Source organism: Cryobacterium sp. 10I1, from assembly GCF_035019805.1.
GTDB classification, from domain to species: domain Bacteria; phylum Actinomycetota; class Actinomycetes; order Actinomycetales; family Microbacteriaceae; genus Cryobacterium; species Cryobacterium glucosi.
The window spans coordinates 1-2764 of sequence record NZ_JASJVF010000349.1 but is presented as its reverse complement, the minus strand read 5'-3'; the positions used below and the strand labels follow the sequence as shown (position 1 = coordinate 2764).

The following is a 2764-nucleotide window of genomic DNA, read 5'->3' as shown; positions in this document are numbered from 1 at the left end:
GGGCTGGATCTCAAGCTATCTCGCGATCGCGTCCGGCGTGATGGATGTCGTGACGGACGACGTCGAACGCCTCACCGGGCATCCGCCCCAGGACCTGCCGGAGTACCTGCGCGCCACCCCCGACGCCTGGGCGCACCTCCGCCCCTAGCCCCCGGCCATTACCCTTCAGCCCTGGGGCTTGAGGCCCCGCCAGCCGCGGGACGACCAGGTCAGCATGGCTGCGATCCCGGTGAAGAGCGCGACGGCGACCACGCAGTACAGCACCGTCTCGAGCGGGCCGCTGACCTGCTTCGGGTCGAGGAAGAAGTAGGGATACCAGCGCACCAGGGCGCCCCGGATCAGGGTGAACGCGCCCCAGATGCTCGGGACGACCATGACCCAGGCGAGCGTCGTCCATGGCAGCCGGGCCTTGCCGGTGTCGGTGAGCCAGTCGACGAGCGCGATCCCGGGGATCCAGAAGTGCAGCAGCTGCGTCGACCACGGTACCTCCATCGTGTACGCCCGCGACGAGGACTGGATCACGATCGCGAGGAACACGATGCCCGAGACGATCATGTAGGTCGTGACGAGCAGCCGGATCCAGTCGAGCCAGGGTGGGTCGACCTCCCGGCGCAGGGCGACGATCCCCGCGGCGATGAAGACACCGACCGCGGCGATGGCGCTCTGCACGGTGAAATAGCTGAAGTAGTTGTACACAATAAAACTCTTGAAGCCGAGGATGTAGCCGAAGTACCCGAGCAGTGCGAGCACCTCGGCGCCGGCCAGGACGAGCCGGACGATCCCGACGATCCGCCGTCGCGGGGAGTGAAGCGGGGAGTGAAGCGGAGAGCGATCCGGGGAGCGCCGCCCCAAGCGCATCAGGGAACGCCTCGCCGAGCCCGGGCGCGCCAAGAGAACCGCGGCGAGCGACCCGGCCGGGTCGTCGGTGCGGGCGGGACGATCTGCACGCGCGCACATGCTTCAACGCTACGCCAGCGGGCAGGTCACTCGATCCGAAAGCCGTCGTCCCCGCGGTCCGGCATGTCCTCGACGTGCACGGTGTCGACCTGGGCAGAGGGCGGCCCGTGCCGCAGCCAGTCGAGCATCCGGTCGACCGATGCTGCCGGCCCTTCGACCTGTACCTCGACCGAGCCATCCCTGTGGTTGCGCACGAATCCCGCGAGCCCGAGTCGCCGGGCCTCTGCCTGCGCGTAGTACCGGAACCCCACGGCCTGGACCATCCCGCGCACCACCGCCTGTTTGCGAACCATCCCCCCATTGTGCCCCCGATCCGGTTCCCTGTCCCGATCGGGGGGACGCCGGAATACAGTGCTCTTGCTACCGTGGGAGCGCTGAGCCGACCGAGGCCAGGCTGGGGAGTCACGTGAGCTGGACTACCGCACTGATCACGCCCGCACTGCCCGATCACCCGCTCTTCGTGTTCGCGGCCTATTTCGCCGTCGTGCTCCTGAGCGTCGCCCTGCCGTTCGCGGTGTCCCTCGTGCTCTACGAGGTCCTCCAGCTCTGGGCGGTTCGGCGCCGTGAGCGCGCAGAGCCCGACCTGCGGGCGCTCCTGCTCACCGTCCTCGTCGCGGTGGCACTCGGCGTCATCGGCGTGCTGCTCCTGCAATTCGGCCTCACCGGCGCCCCGCCCGCGTCCGGCACGGCCGCGAGTCTCGGCGGGCTCGCCGTACGGCTCCTGATCGTGTTCGCGCCCCTGGCCGTTCTCGTCCTGGTGCTCCGCACCCTGATCGACCGCCGCCGCTGACCGCCGCCGCTGACCTCCGCCTGCGACCGCGGCTGACCGCATCGACTCAGCGGCACGCCCGCGGATGCCGACGCCCTAGACGACGGGGACCGGTGCGGTTATCGTGCCCAGATCACCCGGCACCCGCCGCGTGAACCTGCCAGAAACCGAAACGGAGCTGAGATGGACGCATTGACCGCACCGGAACGAGCCGAGGTCGAGCGAGCGAACGAGTCGGGCCTGCGCCCGGTCGTGTTCGTGCACGGGCTCTGGCTGCTCTCGAGCAGCTGGGACCGCTGGCGCGGCCGCTTCGAGGCCGCCGGCTACACAAGCATCGCCCCCGGCTGGCCCGACGACCCCGAGAGCATCGAGGAAGCCAAGCGCGACCCCGACGTCTTCGCCCACAAGATGATCGCCCAGGTCACCGACCACTATCTCGACGCCATCAACGACCTCGCGATCAGACCCGCCATCGTCGGGCACTCCTTCGGCGGGCTGATCGCCCAGCGCCTGGCCGGTGAGGGAGTCTCCGCTGCAACGGTCGCGATCGACTCCGCACCGTTCCGTGGCGTGTTGCCGCTGCCGGTATCCGCCCTGAAATCGGCGTCACCGGTGCTGCTCAACCCGGCGAATGCCGGGCGGGCCGTCTCGCTCACCTTCGAGCAGTTCAGCTTCGGCTGGGCCAACGCCCTCGACACCGACGAGGCGCGCGCCCTGTACGACACCTATCACGTGGCCGCATCGGGCGTGCCGTTGTTCCAGGCCGCGACCGCGAACCTGAACCCGTTCACTGAGGCGCGGGTCGACACGAAGAATCCCGAGCGCGGGCCGTTGCTCATCATCGCGGGGGACAACGACAACACCGTGCCGCTCGCGATCTCGCACGCGATCTACAAGCAGCAGAAGAAGAACCCGGGTCTGACCGAGATCGTCGAGGTGCCGAACCGGGGCCACTCGCTCACGATCGACCACGGCTGGGAGGAGGTCGCCGACCTCGCCATCGACTTCGTCAAGAAGCACGACTAGAGCAGGCGGGCG

The 2764-nt window shown here is 69.0% G+C and carries 4 protein-coding genes; 2 read left to right on the top strand and 2 right to left on the bottom strand.

From position 1 onward, the window contains the following. Positions 1-165: 165 nt before the first annotated feature. Together QN345_RS17765 and QN345_RS17760 are read right to left on the bottom strand one after the other, a co-directional pair. Complete coding sequence (locus QN345_RS17765; RefSeq protein ID WP_322135300.1) at positions 166-957, bottom strand: Pr6Pr family membrane protein; 792 nt, start codon at positions 955-957, stop codon at positions 166-168. A gap of 26 nt (positions 958-983) precedes the next feature. Beyond that, the gene (locus tag QN345_RS17760; protein ID WP_134449383.1) at positions 984-1250 is read right to left on the bottom strand and encodes an acylphosphatase; all 267 of its coding nucleotides are present in this window, start codon (positions 1248-1250) and stop codon (positions 984-986) included. 113 nt (positions 1251-1363) lie between these two features. On the opposite strand from QN345_RS17760, the gene QN345_RS17755 reads away from it, so the two are divergent. After that, complete coding sequence (locus QN345_RS17755; RefSeq protein ID WP_322135301.1) at positions 1364-1747, top strand: hypothetical protein; 384 nt, start codon at positions 1364-1366, stop codon at positions 1745-1747. A 162-nt stretch (positions 1748-1909) separates the two neighbouring features. Continuing rightward, positions 1910-2752, top strand: coding sequence for an alpha/beta hydrolase (locus tag QN345_RS17750; RefSeq protein WP_322135302.1), 843 nt, complete (start codon positions 1910-1912; stop codon positions 2750-2752). The last annotated feature ends 12 nt before the right edge of the window (positions 2753-2764 follow it).